This window comes from Ensifer sp. LBL (genome assembly GCF_050435225.1).
In the GTDB taxonomy this organism is placed as follows: Bacteria; Pseudomonadota; Alphaproteobacteria; order Rhizobiales; family Rhizobiaceae; genus Ensifer.
In genome coordinates this window covers 556,442-575,456 of the sequence record NZ_JBNDJY010000002.1, presented here as the reverse complement: position 1 = coordinate 575,456, position 19,015 = coordinate 556,442, and the positions used below count along the sequence as shown (strand labels likewise).

At 64.4% G+C, this 19,015-nt stretch carries 19 protein-coding genes; 9 read left to right on the top strand and 10 right to left on the bottom strand.

Features of this window, described 5'->3' with window-relative positions; genetic code table 11:
* Positions 1 to 46 precede the first annotated feature (46 nt).
* Both OKW20_RS09930 and OKW20_RS09925 read right to left on the bottom strand, forming a co-directional pair.
* Entirely contained in the window at positions 47 to 784 is a 738-nt protein-coding gene (locus OKW20_RS09930) for a glutathione S-transferase family protein (RefSeq protein WP_429171870.1), read from the bottom strand.
* A gap of 192 nt (positions 785 to 976) precedes the next feature.
* Positions 977 to 1,741 carry an SDR family oxidoreductase gene (locus tag OKW20_RS09925; RefSeq protein ID WP_429171868.1) on the bottom strand — a complete coding sequence of 255 codons (765 nt, stop codon included), beginning with the start codon at positions 1,739 to 1,741 and terminating at the stop codon, positions 977 to 979.
* A 253-nt stretch (positions 1,742 to 1,994) separates the two neighbouring features.
* On the opposite strand from OKW20_RS09925, the gene OKW20_RS09920 reads away from it, so the two are divergent.
* Positions 1,995 to 2,468 carry a VOC family protein gene (locus tag OKW20_RS09920; RefSeq protein WP_060517743.1) on the top strand — a complete coding sequence of 158 codons (474 nt, stop codon included), beginning with the start codon at positions 1,995 to 1,997 and terminating at the stop codon, positions 2,466 to 2,468.
* A gap of 242 nt (positions 2,469 to 2,710) precedes the next feature.
* Here the strand turns inward: OKW20_RS09920 and OKW20_RS09915 are convergent, their stop codons facing one another.
* Complete coding sequence (locus OKW20_RS09915; RefSeq protein WP_429171866.1) at positions 2,711 to 3,406, bottom strand: type 1 glutamine amidotransferase domain-containing protein; 696 nt, start codon at positions 3,404 to 3,406, stop codon at positions 2,711 to 2,713.
* Positions 3,407 to 3,528: 122 nt separating this feature from the next.
* Between OKW20_RS09915 and OKW20_RS09910 the strand changes: the two genes are divergently transcribed.
* Positions 3,529 to 4,416: a LysR substrate-binding domain-containing protein gene (locus OKW20_RS09910; RefSeq protein ID WP_429171864.1), complete on the top strand. Its 888-nt coding sequence runs from the start codon at positions 3,529 to 3,531 to the stop codon at positions 4,414 to 4,416.
* Between the two features lie 95 nt (positions 4,417 to 4,511).
* Here the strand turns inward: OKW20_RS09910 and OKW20_RS09905 are convergent, their stop codons facing one another.
* Positions 4,512 to 5,153 (bottom strand): HD domain-containing protein, encoded by a 642-nt coding sequence (locus OKW20_RS09905; RefSeq protein WP_429118887.1) that lies wholly within the window; start codon positions 5,151 to 5,153, stop codon positions 4,512 to 4,514.
* Between the two features lie 106 nt (positions 5,154 to 5,259).
* Between OKW20_RS09905 and OKW20_RS09900 the strand changes: the two genes are divergently transcribed.
* Complete coding sequence (locus OKW20_RS09900) at positions 5,260 to 6,246, top strand: GlxA family transcriptional regulator (protein WP_429171862.1); 987 nt, start codon at positions 5,260 to 5,262, stop codon at positions 6,244 to 6,246.
* A gap of 19 nt (positions 6,247 to 6,265) precedes the next feature.
* Here the strand turns inward: OKW20_RS09900 and OKW20_RS09895 are convergent, their stop codons facing one another.
* From OKW20_RS09895 to OKW20_RS09885, 3 genes are read right to left on the bottom strand one after another with little or no spacing between them, the layout of a single operon-like run.
* Positions 6,266 to 6,481, bottom strand: coding sequence for a hypothetical protein (locus OKW20_RS09895; RefSeq protein ID WP_429118882.1), 216 nt, complete (start codon positions 6,479 to 6,481; stop codon positions 6,266 to 6,268).
* Positions 6,482 to 6,520: 39 nt separating this feature from the next.
* Complete coding sequence (locus tag OKW20_RS09890; RefSeq protein WP_429171860.1) at positions 6,521 to 6,931, bottom strand: SRPBCC family protein; 411 nt, start codon at positions 6,929 to 6,931, stop codon at positions 6,521 to 6,523.
* On the bottom strand, positions 6,928 to 7,251 hold the full coding sequence (locus tag OKW20_RS09885) for an ArsR/SmtB family transcription factor (protein WP_429171858.1): 324 nt from the start codon (positions 7,249 to 7,251) through the stop codon (positions 6,928 to 6,930). Before OKW20_RS09885 ends, OKW20_RS09890 begins: the two co-directional genes overlap by 4 nt.
* 219 nt (positions 7,252 to 7,470) lie before the next feature.
* On the opposite strand from OKW20_RS09885, the gene OKW20_RS09880 reads away from it, so the two are divergent.
* Positions 7,471 to 8,049, top strand: a complete 579-nt coding sequence (locus tag OKW20_RS09880) for a flavin reductase family protein (protein WP_429171856.1) — start codon at positions 7,471 to 7,473, stop codon at positions 8,047 to 8,049.
* A 169-nt stretch (positions 8,050 to 8,218) separates the two neighbouring features.
* On the opposite strand, the gene OKW20_RS09875 is transcribed toward OKW20_RS09880, so the two are convergent.
* Both OKW20_RS09875 and OKW20_RS09870 read right to left on the bottom strand, forming a co-directional pair.
* Entirely contained in the window at positions 8,219 to 8,755 is a 537-nt protein-coding gene (locus OKW20_RS09875) for an invasion associated locus B family protein (protein WP_043615252.1), read from the bottom strand.
* On the bottom strand, positions 8,755 to 11,790 hold the full coding sequence (locus OKW20_RS09870; RefSeq protein WP_429118875.1) for an autotransporter domain-containing protein: 3,036 nt from the start codon (positions 11,788 to 11,790) through the stop codon (positions 8,755 to 8,757). The genes OKW20_RS09875 and OKW20_RS09870 overlap by 1 nt, the downstream gene beginning before the upstream one ends.
* 272 nt (positions 11,791 to 12,062) lie before the next feature.
* Here OKW20_RS09870 and OKW20_RS09865 point away from each other — a divergent pair, with 272 nt between their 5' ends.
* The 3 genes from OKW20_RS09865 (at position 12,063) to OKW20_RS09855 (ending at position 15,168) form a co-directional block, all read left to right on the top strand.
* Positions 12,063 to 13,157: a sensor histidine kinase gene (locus OKW20_RS09865; protein WP_429171854.1), complete on the top strand. Its 1,095-nt coding sequence runs from the start codon at positions 12,063 to 12,065 to the stop codon at positions 13,155 to 13,157.
* Between the two features lie 122 nt (positions 13,158 to 13,279).
* Entirely contained in the window at positions 13,280 to 14,368 is a 1,089-nt protein-coding gene (locus OKW20_RS09860) for a sensor histidine kinase (RefSeq protein ID WP_429171852.1), read from the top strand.
* Positions 14,365 to 15,168 carry a LytR/AlgR family response regulator transcription factor gene (locus OKW20_RS09855; RefSeq protein ID WP_429171850.1) on the top strand — a complete coding sequence of 268 codons (804 nt, stop codon included), beginning with the start codon at positions 14,365 to 14,367 and terminating at the stop codon, positions 15,166 to 15,168. Before OKW20_RS09860 ends, OKW20_RS09855 begins: the two co-directional genes overlap by 4 nt.
* Before the next feature lie 12 nt (positions 15,169 to 15,180).
* On the opposite strand, the gene OKW20_RS09850 is transcribed toward OKW20_RS09855, so the two are convergent.
* Positions 15,181 to 16,074: a LysR family transcriptional regulator gene (locus OKW20_RS09850; protein WP_429171848.1), complete on the bottom strand. Its 894-nt coding sequence runs from the start codon at positions 16,072 to 16,074 to the stop codon at positions 15,181 to 15,183.
* 148 nt (positions 16,075 to 16,222) lie between these two features.
* On the opposite strand from OKW20_RS09850, the gene OKW20_RS09845 reads away from it, so the two are divergent.
* Entirely contained in the window at positions 16,223 to 16,834 is a 612-nt protein-coding gene (locus OKW20_RS09845) for a glutathione S-transferase family protein (RefSeq protein ID WP_429171846.1), read from the top strand.
* 58 nt (positions 16,835 to 16,892) lie between these two features.
* Complete coding sequence (locus OKW20_RS09840) at positions 16,893 to 18,959, top strand: pyridoxamine 5'-phosphate oxidase family protein (protein ID WP_429171844.1); 2,067 nt, start codon at positions 16,893 to 16,895, stop codon at positions 18,957 to 18,959.
* Positions 18,960 to 19,015: the final 56 nt, after the last annotated feature.

Genomic DNA, 19,015 nt, shown 5'->3' with positions numbered 1-19,015 from the left:
CCTGAGGTGGCGCACCGCCTGCCGGTGCGCCACCTCACCTTTTAGATTACGCTTGGAGTGCGCCGGTCATCCGCAACACATCTTCGAGCGGGACGAGGCCCTTCATCGCACCGCTGCCGGTGGCAGGTTCGCCATCCTCGATCGCCACGGCGAAACGGAAGGCGGGGTCGGCCTCTATGCGCTGGCGCAGCGCGTGGATGCGCGGGTAGTTGCGCGCATAATCCTTCGGATCGATCGCCTCGTGGAAATCGACCCAGCGGGCCACACCGGCAAAGACCGCATCGGCAAGCGTCGGCCGGTCGCCGAGCAGGTAATTGCTGTCGCCCATCATCGCTTCCAGCTGCTTGTGACGCTTGGCGACGAATTCGCGGCCGAAGGCGCGCAGGGTTTCGCGGTACTCCTCCGTTGCGTCTTCGGTTTCCAGCGCCACCCACATCGGGAAGAAGGCGCCGGTGAAGCCGGTGTTGAGGAAGGCGATGAACTGGTGCATGCGGGCCGCCTCGAAAGTGCCTGGGGCGAACGAGATGCGACGCTCGTGATCGCGCGCCTCCAGCCACAGTGCGATCGCCATGGTCTCGGTCAGCACATCGCCCTTTTCGGTCACCAGCGCGGGCGTTTCGACCCGGCCGTTGAAGCGCTCATAGGCGTCGGTGCGCATTTCCCCGAGCATGTCGACACGGGTGAGGCGATAGGGTTGGCCGAGCCATTCGAAGGCGGTGACCAGGCCGGCGGAGCTGCCGAGCGGAAAGCCTGCGGTGAAGATTGGTTCAGAGACAGAAGGCATGGTGTCGTTTCTCCATTGTTGATGTCATGGATATATCGACGTGGACGGCGGCTCTGTAGTCGGCCAAATTTGGACTTATCGTCTGCGAATGTAGACGATGAGAGGGGCTGCGCGAACGGGACCTGTTTTTCGCCGAACGCCCTCGCGGGCGTTCGGCGATGTGCGGGATCGGCCGCTGATTTGGCCCCGCCGCTAGGAGGAGCGAAGCGGAGACGGATAGAGGCCGCCTTCGTCGGCATCGACGGTAATCGACAAGGTCACGTGCCGCGGCCGCGTCAAGGCGAACAGCACCGCTTCGGCGATGTCCCGGTTGGTTGCCGCCTCGCCCTTCTTGCGACTGCCGGCCGCCTCCCATTCGCCATCAAGCGGAGAGACATCCTCGAGGTAAGGCGGATGGACGACGATCGAACGGGTGGGCGTACCGGCAAGCTTCTGGCGCAGACCATCGGCCAGGGCGGCCTGCGCCCGCTTGGCGGCATAGAAGGGCACGGACACGGTCTGGAGCGCGGCGTTGGGCAGGCCGCTGATCGAGCCGATCGTGACGATATCCGGCCGGGCCGAGTGAGCGAGCAAAGGCAGCAGCCCCTGGGTAAACAGGAAGGTTCCGGTAACGGCCGCGTTGATGACGCCGATGACCGCGTCATCGGGATGATCCTCGTCACTGTCCTCGAGCCACATGGCGCCGTTGTTCACGAGGATATCGATATGTCCATTCTCGGCCTTGATGCCCTCGACTGCCGCAGCGACGCTTTTCGCATCGGCAAGATCGAGCGCGACGGTTTGTACCCGTCGCCCGAGATTGCGGGCAATCGGTTCGGCCACGTCCTTGAGGGCGCTCTGGCTGCGCCCGCACAAAACGAGATCGCACCCCGCTTCAGCCAGGGCGTAGGCCAGTGCTGCTCCGAGACCGCGACCAGCGCCGGTAACCACTGCAACAGTTCCATTCAGTTGTATCATCCACATCCCCTAAGGCGCGCGAGGAGAAGCCCCATGCGCGTATCGAAGCCGTACAATTAGGTATCAGCGGTTGAATTTCCAACGGGAAACCGGCGGATGCGACGACCCGGCGCATGTGGATCGGACCGACATTGCGCGCGGCAAACGCCTCCGCCCGGGAATATCAGGGTGGAGAAACGGGGCCACCGACCTATCTCGCAAGGCAGGTGGCGAAGGAAACGGCCCATCCGGCTTCAAAACGAAAGGACGCGTCATGGCCAAGAACACGATCTGCCTCTGGTACGACAAGGAGGCCGAAACGGCCGCTCGCTTCTACGCCGAGATCTTTCCCGATAGCCGGGTCAGCGCCGTGCACCGCGCGCCCGGCGACTTTCCGTCCGGCAAGGCGGGAGACGTGCTGACGGTGGAATTCACCGTCGCCGGCATTCCCTGCCTCGGTCTCAACGGCGGCCCGATGTTCAAGCACAACGAGGCCTTCTCGTTCCAGATCGCCACCGACGACCAGGAAGAGACCGACCGCTACTGGAACGCCATTGTCGGCAATGGCGGCCAGGAGAGCGCCTGCGGCTGGTGCAAGGACAAATGGGGGATTTCCTGGCAGATCACGCCACGGGTCCTGACCGATGCGCTGGCGGCCGGCGGCGCCGAGGCAAAGCGCGCCTTCGAGGCGATGATGACCATGGGCAAGATCGACGTCGCCGCGATCGAGGCGGCACGGCGCGGCTGACGCCGCCTCACTGAGGGAACTTTCCGGCCCGCGACGGCTTACCCAAGGGTGTGCGGGCCGTGTCAACCGGACGCGACAGGGATGGCGAACATGGCGGTTTTTCCGGTTTCCCGCCATGGCCAACGCAAGGGCAGTCGAGCGCCCCACCTGTCCGGCGCGCCTCACGCTGTCGGCGACGCATCGCCGGCAGCACGATCGGAAGAGACTTAGCCGGACTTTCCAAATGCCCGGCTACGCCGGGATCAGGCGCTCAGGAGATCGCGAAGCGCCTCGCCGACCCCGGTCGCCGACTGCGGGTTCTGGCCGGTGATCAACCGGCCATCGACAACCACCTTCGATGTCCAGTCCGCGGCCGGATGGTGGGTCGCACCGCGCTCGACAAGCGTGCTTGCGAGCAGGAACGGCACCGTCCTGTCGAGGCCGACGGCGCGTTCTTCGGAATCGGTAAAGGCGCTGACATTGCGGCCGGCGACGAGGTAGCGGCCGTCGGAAAGCCTGACATTCACAAGGGCTGCCGGACCGTGGCAGACCGCCGCGACGGCACCGCCGGCCTCGAACACCGAACGCGTCACCCGGTCGACGGCGCTGCTTTGCGGCAGGTCCCACATCGCACCGTGACCGCCGGCGAAGAAAATGGCGGCGCTGCGCGCGGGATCGACATCGTCGAGCCTGGCCGTCGTGCGGATCGCGGCGCGAAACGTCTCGTTGTTCCAGTAACGTCGATTGGTATCATCCTCCAGGTCGAGGCCGTCGATCGGCGGCTCGCCACCCTTGATCGACGCGAATTCGACCGCGATGCCGGCGGCTTCGAGCACGGAAAGCGGATGGGTGACTTCGCCGAGATAGAAACCGGTCGGCTGCCCGCTATCCCCCTTGGTACCATGGCTGGTGAGGACAAAGAGTACGGGCTTCTTCGGATTTGCGCTGGGGTTCGGCATCATCTTTTCCTGTTTGGAGCGGGTCTGAGCTTGCGACCGTTGACTGATGCTGCTTATTTATTACTTCGATTTGCGGCGATAAATGCGCCGATACGGAAATGATTTGGTCTTGAGAGGCAAGAATGCGGCGCTTCGATCATCTCGCCGACGTCGAGGCCTTTATCACCGTCATGGACAAGGGATCGCTGACCGCCGGGGCAGTGGCGCTCGCCACCACGCCCTCCGTGCTCAGCCGTGCGATCACCCGCCTCGAAACCAAGCTCGGCACGCAGCTGGTGCGGCGCACCACGCGGCGGATCAGCCTCACGGAAGCGGGCCGCGCCTATCTGGATCAGGTCCGCGTGGCCTTTGACGCGATCGACCAGGCGGAGCGGGCCATCCAGGGCGAGGGCGCGCTTGCCGGCCGGGTCCGTCTCAGCGCCTCCACGACCTTCGGGCATTTCCAGCTACCGGAGAAACTGGCGCGTTTTGCGCTGCGCCATCCAGGCGTTACGGTCGAGCTGTCGATCGCCAACCGCAATGTCGATCTCGTCGCCGAGGGCTACGACCTCGCGATCCGCCTCGGCCAGCTTCCAGACAGCGGCCTGGTCGGACGCAAGCTCGGAGACGCTCCGTTGAGGCTTGTGGCCTCTCCCGGCTACATCGCCCGGTGCGGCGCGCCGCAATCGGTCGAAGATCTCGCGGCCCACACCTGCCTGCCCTTCGTCATGCCGAGCACCGGCCGCCCGGCTCCCTGGCTGTTGCGGGTCGATGGTTCGGATGTCGACTGGGTGCCCCATGGTCCCGTGCAAGTCGAGGACGATGTACTGGGCACGGTGTCGCTGGCGGAGGCGGGTCTCGGCATATGCCAGACCTATGACTTCGTCGTGCGCGATCGGCTCTTGCGCGGCAGTCTGGTCGAGCTTCTGCCGGAATTCGGTGGCCGATCGCGTCCCTTCTCCCTCATTTATCCGCCGCACCGAAACCTTGCGGCTGCGACCCGAGCATTGATCGACTGCCTCATGGAGTAAGCCTGAAGGATGAGCCTGTTGGCTCAGCCACGGAAATCGACATCTGACGTGCAAAGCCGGTCGCCCGGGCCAAGGCCCGAGCGACCGGCCTCGTGCTAACCGTGCCAGTGCGAGCAGCGGATCACGCTGCAGAAGTTGCCGCGATGGAAGTGCGGTTCCTTGTCGGCGATGACGTCGGCCTTGACGTTGCCGAAGGTGGTGTCCGGCTTATGCCTGATGCCGTCGTAGAAGGCCTGGATGATGTCCTCCTTGAAGGTCGGCGTGCGCGGGAAGGCACTGACCACCGCCTCGCGCTCGGCGTCGGAATATTGCTTGTAGGTCAGCCCGAGCACGTCCATCTCGACGCCGGCCGTCACCAGCGCCACGACGGGATGCATGTGTTCGGGCACGCCCGGCGTGGTATGGAGCGCGATCGCCGTCCAGACCGTGTAGGCATCCGCCTCCGAAATGCCGTGGCTGCGCAGGAAATCGCGGGCGGCATGGGCGCCATCGACTTCGAAGCGCTCGGTCTTGCTGGTATGGCTCGGCATCAGGCCGATGTCGTGAAACATCGCGCCAGCATAAAGCAGTTCGCGGTCGAACGTCAGGCCGCGATGAACGCCCGCAAGCGCGCCGAAATGGTAGACGCGGCTCGAATGGTTGAAAAGCAGCTCCGTTTCCGTATCGCGGATGTATTCGGTAATCGCCCTGGCAAGCTTGCTGTCGGGAACGGTCGCATCTTCGGCAATGAACGGCATTGTCTTCTCCTGAGTTTCTAAGCACCCAAAGGATAGAACCGCCTGGATTGTCCGCAATCGACGTGATACGTCAAATAAGGACAAATCCGGTTTGGAGCGGCCGCGGATGCAGGAGAAGACCAGAACCGTCGTGATGGTGGCGCTGCCCGGCGTGCAGCTCCTCGACGTCTCGGGCCCGCTCGACGTCTTTGCCGAAGCCAACGCGCAGGTTCGCTGGGAGGCTTACAGCCTTCTCGTCGCGGCGGCCGGGCCGGAGCCGCTGCGCAGCTCATCCGGCGTGCGGCTGATGGCCGACCGGGTGATCGGCCGCGACTTCGACGATCCGATCGATACCCTGCTCATCGCCGGCCGCCCCAATGCCACGGACGTGCCCGCCGACGGCATCGTCCTTGATTGGCTGCGGCAACGTGCACCGACGGTCCGTCGCTACGGTTCCGTCTGCAGCGGCGCCTTTTTCCTGGCGGCCGCCGGCCTGCTTGACGGGCGGCGGGTGACGACGCACTGGGCCGTCGCCGCGCGGCTGGCGCAGCGTTATCCCGAGGTCACGGTGGACGAGGATGCCATCCACGTCAGCGACGGCCCGGTGCGCACGGCCGCCGGCGTGACGGCAGGTCTCGATCTGGCGCTTGCTCTGGTGGAGGAGGATCTCGGGCACGAGATCGCCATGCGGGTGGCAAGCCAGCTGGTGATGTTCTTCAAGCGGCCGGGCGGGCAGATGCAGTTCAGCCGCAAGGGCGAGGCCATGCCGGCCGGCCGCTCGGCGCTCCAGGAGCTGCAGCGCTGGGTCGTCGCCAATCCGGGACAGGATCACAGCGTCGCGACGCTTGCAAAACGCATGGATCTCAGCCCGCGCCATTTTTCCCGGCTTTTCCGCAGCGAGGTCGGCATCACGCCGGCGAGCTGGGTGGAGGAAGCCCGTGTCGCGGCGGCCCGGCGCCTGCTCGAGCAGGGGCAGGACGCCCCCAAGCAGGTCGCCGCCCGCTGCGGTTTTGCCGATGCCGACACGCTCCGGCGCGCCTTCATGCGGCATGTCGGCGTCACGCCGGCCGAATATCGCAAGCGCTTCGCCAGCCCGGCTCTTTCCGCGGAATGAGCCGGGCTGGCGCTATTTCCTACTCGGCCGCCTGCATCCTGCTCTGCGGCTTGCCCAGATAGGGCAGCACGAAAAGGTAAATGCCGGTCGGCAGCAGCACCGCCAGCGGCGGCAGGGGCAGGTAGTAGACCCATTCGGGCAGCGTCATCACTGGCATGCCGGCAAAGATGGCGGCAACGGCCAGCGAGAAGAGCAGCGACGTCCAGCGATGGATTTTCCGGATCAGGGCGGTCATTCTGGCACCTTGGCTTTGAGCAACGGGAGGCGGCGGCGATCAGTCGAGTTTTGCGACGACCTCTTCCAGCTGGGTGAAGAAGCGCTGCCAGCCGACGGTTGCGCCCTGGAAATAGGACTTCTGGTCCGCCCTGAAGCCACGCTGTTCCATGCGCAGGCTCGTGCCGCCATTGGCGGGAGCGAGCGTCCAGGTGACGACACTGCTGAGGTCCTTGGTATCCCAGCGATAGGCGAGCGAGCGGTTCGCTTCGATCGTCTCGACCTTGCAGTCGACCTGGCCCCAGTCGGCCGAAAGCGTAAAACGGCGGCCGACTTCGGGCACGAAATCGTTGCGCATCAGCCATTCGGCGATCAGGTGCGGCTGCGTCAGCGCGCGCCAGATCTTCTCCGGCGGATGGGAAAAATTGCGTTCGACGACGACGGAGCGGGTGGTTTCGGTTGTTTCGGTCATTGGTCCATTCTCTTCAGGAGGTCATCGAGATCGTCGAAGCGGTCCTGCCAGAAGCCGGCCATCTCCGTCGTCCAGTCAACCAGCGTCGTGAGCGCTTCGCGCCGGGCGCTGTAATAGGTGTAGCGACCCTCGTGCCGGTCGTGCACGAGCCCCGCAGCCTTCAGGATCTTGAGATGCTTGGACACGACCGGCTGCGAAACCCCAGCATCGGCCAACAATCCGACGACCGTGGTGTCCCCCTGCCGGCAAAGGTGTTCGAAGAGCCCACGGCGTGTAGGATCGGCGAGCGCCCGAAAAACCGCGTCCTGTAACTCAGTCATATCTCATACCCGATTGGCTATGTAATGACGTATAGCCAATCGGGTATGTGTTTGTCAAACGCTTATGTTGCGCCCGCCGGGATCCTTTTCAGCGCCTTGCGCCCATGGCCGTGCCGCCCCCCCGGCACCGCGAAAGCTTGTGCTTGTTGGCGAAATGCAGCGCCCCTATAGAAGACGCATGATCGGTCAATGTCCGCCAACGGCGGCTGAGGTAGTCAGATGGTTTCGCATATTCGTGCCGTTCCTCTCGAAAAGGCGTACCGGCTGCTGAACCATGGGCCGACCGTCCTGGTTTCCGCCCGCCATGGCGGCATCGAAGATGTGATGGCCGCAGCCTGGGCCTGCGCGCTCGACTATGATCCGCCCAAGCTGACGGTGGTGCTCGACAGCGCTACCCGTACCCGCAGCCTTGCAGAGGAAGCGGGCGTGTTCGTCATCCAGGTGCCGACCGCCACCCAGGCGGTTCTGACCCATGCGGTGGGCACCACGAGCCTTCACGACGATCCCGACAAGCTGCGCAATGCCGGCGTCGAACTGTTCCAGATGCCTGACCATGACCTTCCGCTCGTCGCCGGCTGCTCCGCCTGGCTTGCCTGCCGGCTGATCAGCGAGCCGTCGATCGAGAGCCGCTACGACCTGTTCATCGGCGAAGTCTTCGCGGCCTGGGCCGACGATCGGGTGTTTCGCGACGGGCATTGGATGTTCGAAACGGCCGATCCTGCCTTGCGCAGCCTGCACTATGTCGCGGGCGGGCATTTCTACGCCATCGGCGAGGCGATCGACGTAACCTCCCGATAGGCCGAACGCGCCCGCCAACGGTGGCGCGCCGGGATGGTTATGCTCGGCTCTACACATGGAGAAGACCCGGCCGCGCCCTTTCGCACGACCGGGCCCGCCCCGGGAGGCTGCGCACCTCTTAATAAGCCCGCCAGATGTCCGGCGGCGAAGCGAAGGCCGTGACGTTGCCTCAGCTCTTTCCGGACAAGGCAATCACGCGGTCGAGCGCTGCGGCAAAGCCCTTGAGCGAGACAGCGAACGCCACGTCCTTTTCGCTGTCGCTCGCAAACGCGCCGATCTTCAACGCCGTTCCGCTGCGCAGCAACGCAACCGTCGATTCGGTGAATGTCAAAGGCACGATGCAGCCGAGCGGCAGGCAGGTGCGGAAGCCGGTCGGCTTGCCGCCCGTCGCCTCGTCGACACCGAGCGTCACGCCCTTATCCAGGTAGAGACCGAAGGGGAGCGCGAGGCTCCCCTCAAGCCCGGCGTCCGCCGCCGTGCGGAGCTCGATCGTCAGCACATGCTGACCGCCCTTGTGGAACTGGCGCTGCGAGAGGAGGCAATGCTTCTTCCCCTCGATCTCGGCGCAGGCGACGCTCCAGTCCTCGTAGGTCTCCGAAAGCTGGGAGGGCGCTGCCGGCTTTCCGGCAGCGTCTTGCCCATAAAGCGGTGTGATGGCGACGAAGGTCGCCATCAGCATTGTCGAGAGCCAGACGAGCCTGCCCATCAGAAGCGCACGTCGAGCTTGGCGTCGACGGCATTCTGCGTCGTGCCGGAGCCGAACTGGCCGGTATAGGTGATGCCAAGGCTTGCATTGCCGGTCAGCGCGAAGTCGATGCCGGCCTCGATGATCGCCGCATCCTCGGCGATCGGCGTACCGGCGACCGAGAAGGCGCTGCCCGTGCCGAACGCCATCGACGAGAACGGTGTCGTATCGCCGAAGGCATGCTGCCAGCCGAGCATGCCGCGCAGCTTTGCTTCGGTCGTGCCGAGGCTGAGCGGCGCCGAAGCGCGAAGACCGAGCGTCGTGAACGTCGTGTCGGTCGTGTTGCTCCTGCTCGACAGCGCCGCTGCGGCACCGCGCTCGGTGAAGCCATCGGTGTGCAGGCTGACATAGGCGAGGTTGGCGAAGGGCTCGAGCGCGACGCTCGGCAGATCGATGCGGTAGCCGACTTCACCGAAGGCCTGGAAGGTGCCGGCGTCATAATCGGCCTTCAACTGATCGCTGAAGCCCGGGAAGGCGACATTGCGCGACGTGTTGATCGAGTGCCATGTGTAGGCGAGGCCCGAGCGCAATGCGACGTCGCCCCAACGGCTGCCGCTATAGACGCCGAGGTGGTAGTTGTCGCTGTTGCCGCTCGCCGAGCGGCTGTCCACGTCGAAGCTGGTGCGGCTGTAACCGGCCATGATGCCGACGATCGCATTGTCCGCGATTGCCGCATCGAAACCGGTGACGAAGCCGCCGGTCGACTGATCGAGCGCACCGGCGTTACCGTTGCCGTCGGTGTTGGTCCAGGAGCCGAATACCTGGCCCCAACCGACCATGGCCGGCGGCGCCACCGGGACGGAGTTGACCGCCGCGACTGCGCCTGTCGTGATCTTGTCCTCCGGACCGTAGGCCAGAACCGGGACGTTTGCAGCGCCGACGTCGCCGAAAGCATCGCGGATGCGGTCGTTCGCCGCGTTGCGCAACAGGCTGCTGTCGTTGATCAACGCGGTCTGGGCCGACGCATGGACTTCGCCGGAGAGCTGATCGAAGGCACGGCGTGCCCCGGCGCCGTCGAGCAGTGTCAATGCATTGTAGAGGCCGACCGACGGGCCGCTCTGGGCAAGCGTGTTCAGCGCCAGTGCCGTCTGCCGTTGGTTGCCGGTGGCAGCCTCGCCTTCGAAGACACCAGGCTTGGGCTCTCCGCCCGGCTCGCCCGGTTTCGGCTCTCCACCAGGTTCGCCCGGCTTACCCGGCTCTTCGCCGCCCGGCTTGCCGCCGTTCTTGACCTTGATCGTCAGATCGACCTGCTTTTCCTTCTGGTCGAGCGAGATTTCGAGGAACGCCGATTTCGAAATCGCCTCGGCGAACTTGCCTTCGATTGCCCGATCGGCGGTCAGGATCGTGTAGGTCTGACCGGTCTTGTAGCTGGTGTTGGCGTCAAGTGCCGTCACCTGGACATTGGTACCGGTTCCGATCTTGGCGATACCGGTGTTGTCGTTGGTGCCTATGCTCTTGACAACGATCCGGTCGGAGCGGCCGTCGCCGGCGATATCGGCCTCATAGATCGAGCCAGAGGCCATATCCAGCCGGCCCATGATCGTCAGCGTTCCGGTCGAATTGTTGCCCGGCGAAATGATCGCATTCTTATCGATAAACGTGTCGCCGACCGTGCCGGAGCCGCCGAGCCTGCCGAAAGCGGTCGAGTTCGGATTGCGAATGCGGTTCAACTCACCGAGCACATTCACTTCATTGGTATAGAAACGATCACCCTCTACCCGCCCCGTTTCGCCATCGACGATCAGGGTGCCGCCGGACACTTCGAACCGGGTCTCGCTGAAGTCCACGGGACCGTTGTCCGGGTCGTTGTCGATCGTGTCGATATTGCCCTTCAGGACCAGCTTGCCGCCGGAGACATTCACCTTGCCGTAGAACTTCGACAGGTCGCCGCCAACGATGGTCTCGCCGGAGAAGTTGGTGATCGTGCCCTTGCCGACCATCGTGTTGGCGAACTCGTAGCCCGTGTTCGTATGGTTGAAGTTGACGTAGCCCTTGCGCGGTCCGAAATCGATCTTCGCCGAGGAATTGACCGTGCCTGCCGCCTGCGCCTGTTCGGCGATCGGTTCAGCGATGTTGTTGAGATTGACCTTGCCGCCAATCGTCAGGTTGCCCATGCCCTCATTGTTGATGCCGCCGACGGCGGAGAGCACGATGTCCCCGCCAACCGAGAGCTTTCCGCCGTTGGCGATCGAAAGGTTCGCCCGACCAGCCTCGCCGATCAGCAACCTGTCGGCGACCTTGAGCTCACTGCCGGCGCCGTCGATGGCAGCCTGGATGGTGTCGGTGCTTTCGTCCTCGCGCAGGATCGCGGTGTTAGTCGAGACGACAGCGCCTTTTTCGACGGTAAAGCTGTCGCCGATCGTGAATTCACCGGTGTTGACCCAGCGCGTATTGTCGCCGGTGACGAGAACCGTGCCGTTTTCGAAGTAGGTCTTGTTGGTGTTGACGAGGGCGCCGTCCTCGATCCGAACCGTAGCGGTGTTGAGCGTCAGTGCGCCGTAGGCTACGCCCAGGAACTCGGTGTTTAGCATGGAACCCGCGCCGCGCACCACGAGCGTTCCGTCGCCCTCCTGCAGGGCGCCGACATAGGTCTCCTTGGCCGAAACCTTGCCGCCGTTCTCGACGATCAGCGTGCCCTTGCCACCATAGATACCGCCTTCGAAGCCGCCGACAAAGAGCATGCGGTCGCCGTTGGGGTTGGCATCGACAATGTCCCAGGTCGAGCCCGGCCCGGAGACGACGACCGTCCCGACGCTGCCGCGGCTGTCTGCGATGTAGCCATCGGTACTTTCAACCTTGGCGCCACTGTTGATCGTCAGCGTCGCGCCGCCCGGCCCGCCACGGATCACGAGATTGCCGTTGATCGTATGGTCGCTGGACCACGTCGTGTCGTTTGGAACCAGCAATCCGGCCGCCTTTGCCGGCGACGCTGCGAACGGCGCCGCCGCCAGCAGCATCGAGACAAGGCCGGCCCGGCCGAGCGCGGTCGAGCTCAAAAGGTTGATCCTCAAAACGTCCGCCTTCGCACAGGTATTCAATGTCTGCCCCTTTTCCTTTGCATTCGTGGGCGCACAATTCCCAGGCGATCGGAATCGCCGGGAAAGCACGGGTCATGGGGGCGGCTATAGCAAGCCCGCAAAAAGCGAGAATTCGGCTTTCTGCAAACGGCAGATTGTGGCGTTGAAGGGCTGTGGCTTTCTGCAAACGGCTTGTTTTCGGCGACGAACGGCAATCGACAACCGTATGGACTTGAAGGATAAAACCTCGCATGGCGCGAGGACATGAGACGGTTTTGCCTGACGAGGCTGGATATGCCGCAAGCGTTCGGAGAACGACGCTCGTCCTCGGGCTCCTCTACCAGTTCATGCAGTTTGTCATCAGCACGACGCTCTGGGCCTTCCTCGGATATGACCCGATCGCGATCGCGCCAATCACCTTGATCCTGATGCTGAACGGGACACTCATGTCCTATGCGATGGCAGCGGCGCTCTTTCGCTTCCGAGGCCGGTCCATCCTCTTCAAGCTTCTGCTCGGCTCTGCCCTCGCGCTCGTCGCCGCGGCGATCAATGCCAGCATCGATTTCCTCAGTCACGGCCTGATCGAGCATGGCGATCCGGGCCCAATCAACTGGACCAATGTCGGCTACACGCTCATCTATTGCATGGCACTGTTTCACGGATGGACGTTTCTCTACATCGCCCTTCTTGCCAACTACGAACTGCGCGAGCGGGAACGCCGGCTTGCCGTGACACGGGAGGAAGCGCTGACGGCGCAGATGCGGGCGCTGCGCTACCAGGTCAATCCGCACTTCCTGTTCAACACCTTGAACTCGATTGCCGGGCTGATCGAAGAAGGCGCGTCGACCACCGCCCGCCGCATGGTGCTTTCGCTCTCTTCCTTCCTGCGCATGACACTCGAGCTCGATCCGATGCAGGACGTCTGCCTTGCCGACGAGTTGGCCTTGCAGCTCGGCTATCTCACCATCGAGGGCGAGCGCTTCTCTGACCGCATGCGGGTCAAGCTCGACATTGCACCGGGCCTGGAGCAGGCGCTGGTGCCAAGCCTGATCCTTCAGCCGCTGATCGAAAATGCGATAAAGCACGGCGTCGGCGGTTCGATCGGCGTCGTCGAGATCGTGATTCGGGCGGCAAGGCAGGGCGAGACGCTGGAGCTTTCCGTCGAAAACGACCTGACGAACGAGCCGCCGCACCCGGCGATAAAACCTGCCGGAACCGGCACTGGGCTGAGGAATGTCGCCGACCGCATCAAGGCCCGGTTTCCCGAGGTCGGCGCCTTCATATCCGGCCTCGTCGCACCCCACCGCTTTCGGGCAGCGATCACCATGCCGCTGCGGCTGGCCTGATCGCCGCTCTCCGGCCAACGACGGCCGGCAATGGTCGAAAGTCCGGGCCTTTCTGCCAACGGCTCGATTTGACCGACGAACGGCAATCGACATCGGCGGCCGGTTGAACGATAAAAATGCCCATGAACCTTGAGGATGACGCAAGATCGGTGGACGAGAGCGCCTATATCGCCAGCCTGCGGCGCGCGACGCTCTGGCTCGGTTTTCTCTACTGGTTCGTAGAATTCCTGGTCAGCAGCATTCTGTGGGCGATCCTCGGGATCGATCCGATCATGTCGGCCCCGGGCAAGCTGCTGCTGATGTCCTGCGGCATGGCCTTCTCCTATGGCATCGCGGCTTCGATGTTCGGCGTCCGCCACCAGCACATCGCGCTGAAGATCGTCGTCGGCTTCGCGACCGCTCTGATGGCCGCCGTCGCCAATACCGGCGTCGACTTTCTTCTCTATCTTTTCATCGTCCGTCCCGACCCGATCGCCCCGGACTGGACCAGCATCGGCTACACGCTCGTCTACAGCATGGCGACCTTCGTCGGCTGGTCCTTCTTCTTCGTCGCCTTGCTCTACAGCTTCGAACTGCGCGAGCGCGAGCGGCGCCTGGCCATCTCGCGCGAGGAAGCCCTGGCCGCGCAGATGCGGGCGCTGCGCTACCAGGTCAATCCGCATTTCCTGTTCAACACGCTCAACTCCATCACCGGCCTGATCGAGGAGGGGCAGCCCCTTGCCGCCACGCGCATGGTGATGTCGCTGTCCAACTTTCTGCGCACGACGCTGGAGCTCGATCCGCTGCACGACGTGCGGCTCGCCGACGAACTCGCACTCCAGGCCGGTTACCTGCACATCGAGGGCGAGCGCTATTGCGACCGCATGCGGCTCCGGATGGACATCGCCAACGGCCTTGAGGAGGCACTGGTGCCAAGCCTCATCCTGCAGCCGCTGATCGAGAATGCCGTCAAGCACGGCGTCAGCCGTTCGCCGGATCAGGTGGAAATCGTCATCAGCGCCGCCAAGGTGGGCCAGGCGCTGGAAATCGCCGTCGAAAACGACATCGCAGCGGCGCCGGATACCGCCCGGTGGCCGGGCACGGGGATCGGCCTCAAGAATGTTGCCGAGCGCGTCCAGGCCCGTTTTCCGGGTGTCGGCGCCTGCGTTTCGGGCCTCGTGACCCCCCGTCGTTTCAGAGCTGCAATCACAATGCCCCTGAGGCTTGCATGAATGAAATCCAGACTGTTCCGCTTTCAATCCTCGTCATCGACGACGAGCCCCTGGCGCGACGGCGCCTCCTTCGCCTGCTCGGGGCAATTCCAGCAGTCGAGGTGGTCGGAACGGCCGGCAACGTGCAGCAGGCCTGCTCGATGGTGGCCGAACTTTCGCCGGACGCTATCCTGCTCGATATCCAGATGCCCGGCGGCACCGGCTTCGACATCCTCGAGCAGCTGGGCGACAACGCGCCCGCGGTCGTTTTCGTTACCGCCTTCGACCACTATGCGCTCCGCGCCTTCGAAGCGGCTGCGGTCGACTATGTCACCAAACCGATCGAATCCAGCCGCCTGCGCACGGCGGTCGAGCGGGCCCGTGTTGCGATCGCCGCACGCACGAGCGCCGAGCGGGTACTCGAACTCAACGAGACGGTGACGGCGCTACGCCAGGCTCTACGCAAGCACGACACCCAGACCAGCGATCTCTGGATCAAGGCCCGGGGAGAATTCGTGCGGATCGCGCTCGACCGGGTGGTGCGCTTTCAGGCGGAACGCGACTATGTTCGCATACACGTCGATGGCCGGTCCTATCTGCACCACGAAAGTCTTGCCTCGCTCGAGCGTCGCCTCGATCCCGCGGAATTCCTGAGGCTGCACCGCAGCTCGATCGTGCGCCGGGACTGTATCGTGGGGCTGAAGCAAGCCCCCTTCGCCGCGCTCATCGCCCTTCTCTCCGACGGCAGCGAGATCCGCGTCGGCCGAACCTACGCCCGCCACATCCGGCCGATGACCGGCGACCGCAACCAGACGGACTAGGAAGCCTTCCCGCTATCGCAGGACCGCGCGCAGCCGCGGGGCTGCGAAATCGACGAAGGCCCTCAGCTTCATCGGCACCAGCCCCTGCGGAAGATAAACGAGCTGGACCGGCAGCGCCGGGTGCTCGAAGTCTTCCAGCAGCGGCACGAGCAGGCCGTCCGCCACCTGGCGCGCCACCTGATAGGAGAGCACCCGCGTCAAGCCGAGACCGGATATCGCCGCGTCGACGGCGGATTCCGCCGTATTGACGATCAGCCGCGACCGGATCGGCGCAGCCAGCTCGCGCCCCTCGTCAAGAAAACGCCAGACATGGGCGGCCGTGACGTTTTCGAAGGTGATGCAATCATGGTCGGCAAGTTCGCTCGGATGCCGGAGCACGCCGTGCCGCGCGACATAATCGGGGCTCGCATAGACCACCCGACGCACCGTGCCGATCTTCGTCGCCACGAGATTGCTGTCGGGCAGGTTGCCGATCCTCAGCGCTACGTCGATGTGATCGTCGACGAGATTGGCGAACCGGTCGCCCAAGGCGAGCCGCATATCGACCTCGGGATGGGCCTTGAGGAAATCGACCAGGACGGGAAGCACGTGCAGGCGCCCGAAGACGATGGGTGCGGAAACCGTCAGGTCACCCTTGATCGTTCTGTATTCGCCAGCCGCCACCCGTTCCGCCTCTTCGACCCGCCCAAGAATTTCCTTGGCAGCCTCGACGTAGGCGCGGCCGGCCTCGGTCAGCTGGATCCGGCGGTTGGTCCTGGTGACGAGCTGCGCGCCCAGATGCGCTTCAAGCTCGGAAAGCTTCCGGCTGATCGTGGCGAGCGGCACCTTGAGGTGTCGGGAGGCGGCCGACAGGCTGCCGTGTTCGACGACGGCGAGCAGAACGCCCATGGCATCGAGGCGATCCATTTTCATCCTTCCGATATTTGGAAATCAGACTATCGAAATCGCATTCTACTGCCGAAATTTGGAAAGTCATAGATTGATCCTCGAAGGCGGTTCATTCCGGGCCGCCGGAGAGCCGTGACGGTTCTCAAGCTCTTCGAGGACATTTTCCATGAAACTCTATCGCCACCCGCTCTCCGGCCACTCGCACCGGGCGCAGCTTTTCCTGTCGCTGCTCGGCGTGCCGCACGAGCTGATCGACGTCGATCTTAAGGCGCGGGCACACAAGGCGCCGGATTTCCTGGCGCTCAATCCCTTCGGCCAGGTGCCGGTGCTGGACGACGAGGGCACAGTCATCGCCGACTCAAACGCCATCCTCGTCTACCTCGCCAAGAAGCTCGGCCGCATCGACTGGCTGCCGGAAGATCCGGCCGCAGCGGCGAAGGTGCAGAAATGGCTCTCGGTTGCCGCCGGCGACATCGCCTTCGGTCCGGCAGCCGCGCGTCTCGTCACGGTCTTCGGCGCCAATCTGGATGCAGAAGGGGCAATCTCCAGGGCCCACCGGGTGCTTGCACAGATCGATGCCGAGCTTGCCGGCCACGACTTCCTCGTGGGTGCAAGGCCGACGATCGCCGACGTCGCCCTCTACAGCTACGTATCCGCTGCTCCAGAAGGCAACGTCGATCTTACCGACTATGCCCATGTCCGCGCCTGGCTTTCGCGTATCGAGCGCCTGCCCGGTTTCGTCAGCTTCCAGAAGACCGCGGTCGGCCTCGCGGCCTGATCCAACCTCCCGGGGCGGCAGCGCTGCCCCGGTCCCCTTGCAACCGGGACACCCCACCATGCCGGACAACGCACAGCAGAAAAAACCGGATTCGCCCTGGCACGAAGGCGAACTCGCCATCCAGCGCAGCCTCGGTGTCGCCGAGCGCATGGATGCGACCGGGCGCAATTTCGTGCGCAGTTTCATGCCGGAGCAGCACCAGCAATTTTTCCCGATGCTGCCCTTCGCCATGTTCGGGGCCGTCGGTGCGAGCGGCGATGTCTGGGCGACGATGCGCGCGGCAGCCCCCGGCTTCATGCAGGCACCGGACGCCTTAAACCTCGATATACGGTTGCCGCGCGACCCGGACGATCCGGCCGATGCCGGCATGGAGGACGCGCACTCCATCGGCATGCTCGGCATCCAGCTCGAGACCCGGCGCCGGAACCGGCTGAACGGCGCGATCCAACGCGATGGCGGCGACGGCTTCACGCTCCGCGTCCGGCAGAGCTTCGGCAACTGCCCGCAATATATCCAGCTTCGCCAGTTCACTTTCGTTCGCGACCCGCGCCAGCCAGCCTCGGTGCGCCCGGTACATGGTGACGCGCTCAACGCGCGCGCTCGTGCGATCATCGCCAAGGCCGACACCTTTTTTGTCGCCTCCTATGTCGATCGCGACAGTGGCGAGCGCCAGGTCGACGTTTCGCATCGCGGTGGCAAGGCGGGTTTCGTACAAATCGGCGAGGATGGCGTGCTGACGATCCCGGACTTCTCCGGAAACCTGTTCTTCAACACGCTCGGCAACTTCATGCTCAATCCGCGCGCCGGCCTGCTGTTCGTCGATTTTGCGACCGGCGACATGCTGCAGATGACCGGCAGCGCCGAAGTCATCTTGTCTTCTCCAGAGGTCGCGGCATTCCAAGGAGCTGAGCGGCTCTGGCGCTTCCGGCCGGAGAAGGTCATCTACCGCGAGGACGGCCTGCCGCTTCGCTGGGCCTTCGAGGAGGGCGGCTGGTCTCCCAGCCTCACGTCCACCGGCGACTGGGACCAGGCGAAGGTCCGGCTAGAGGCCGCGGCCCTTGCCGATGCGTGGCGGCCGTTCCGGATTGCCCGTATCGAGGACGAGAGCACGACGATCCGCTCGCTCTACCTCGAACCGGATGACGGCGTCGGGCTGATGGCCCACCAGGCCGGCCAGCACCTGCCGATCCGCGTCAAGGTCGAAGACGGCGAAAGACCGCTCGTCAGAAGCTATACGCTGTCCTCGGCACCGACGGATGGTCTCTACCGCATCAGCGTCAAGAAGGAGGGCGTGGCTTCCCGGCACCTGCACGGGCTGAAGCCGGGAGACCGGATCGAGGCGCGGGCGCCTGCCGGTGCCTTCACCATCGACGGAACCGAGCGGCGTCCGGCCGTGCTGATCGGCGCCGGCGTCGGCATCACGCCGATCCTTGCCATGCTGAAGCACGTTGTCGCTGAAAGCCGCCGAAAGCGGCGCACGCGCCCGACCTGGGTCTTCCAGGCGGCCCGCTCGCCGGAAGAGCGCGCCTTCGATCGGGAGATCGCCGAACTCGTCGCGGAAGGCGAGGGCAATATTCGTCTGGTGCGGGCGCTGAGCCAGCCGGCAACGGCCACCGAAGGCCAGGACTATGACATCGCCGGTCGCATCGACCTCACCCATCTCAAGGCCACCCTGCCCTTCGACGACTACGATTTCTATCTCTGCGGTCCGGCCGCCTTCACTCAGTCGCTCTACGACGGTCTGCGAGCGCTCAACATCGCCGATGCCCGCATCCACGCCGAGGCCTTCGGGCTGTCGTCGCTAACCCGGCGCCCGGACGGCGGTTCTGCCCCGGTGATGGAACCGGCGGCGAGCGCCCCCGTTCACGTCGTCTTTGCGAAGTCGAGCAAGGAGGCGCGCTGGCAGCCGGGCGAAGGCACGCTGCTCGATCTCGCGGAGACGCGCGGTCTCAACCCGGACTACGGCTGCCGCAACGGCAGTTGCGGCACCTGCCGGACGCCGGTGCTGGAGGGCAGGGTAACCTATCCCTCGCAGCCCTCCTTCCCGGTCGCCGAAGGCGAAGCGCTCATCTGTTGCGCGGTTCCGGCGGAAAGCGAGGCGGGCAAACTGCATCTTTCGCTCTGAGCCCTGGTTCGGCTATGGATGGTGCACCACATCATCAAGCAGTCGACCTCGGCCGA